This window comes from Christiangramia aquimixticola, assembly GCF_048285835.1.
Classification (GTDB): Bacteria; Bacteroidota; Bacteroidia; order Flavobacteriales; family Flavobacteriaceae; genus Christiangramia; species Christiangramia aquimixticola.
In genome coordinates this window covers 1-363 of record NZ_JBLVTL010000068.1, presented here as the reverse complement: position 1 = coordinate 363, position 363 = coordinate 1, and the positions used below count along the sequence as shown (strand labels likewise).

Genomic DNA, 363 nt, shown 5'->3' with positions numbered 1-363 from the left:
TTTTGACGTAATGAAATCCTCGGTTCCCAACCCGAGTAAGATGCCACTTTTCCAGATCCCACTACTTCCTGACCGATTTGATTGGAAGGAATGAGTGGGGCATTGGGTCGGTATTGATAGACAGAATCGGGACCAAGCTGGGTAAAGGAAGAATAGCGGATACCAGCAATCAACCCTGTGGTGGCGCTCAATTCCTGCTCAAGGGAAAGAAAACCTGAAAATTCAACTCCCTTTTCTTTGTCTACCTGCTCAAACTCTGCTTTCAAGGTCAGAATGGTAGTCAAGGTACCTGCTCCTGCAATCAGCGGAAAAGCAATCGGGACGATTGAAGCACTGGAAGTAGCCTCAGGATCGGGTTTGAAT

General features: G+C 47.4%; 1 protein-coding gene. It reads right to left on the bottom strand.

Annotation, left to right across the window (positions count from 1 at the left end; translation table 11 throughout):
- On the bottom strand, positions 1 to 363 hold a 363-nt coding region (locus ACNKXV_RS13540; RefSeq protein WP_417908260.1), incomplete at both ends, for a MarC family protein.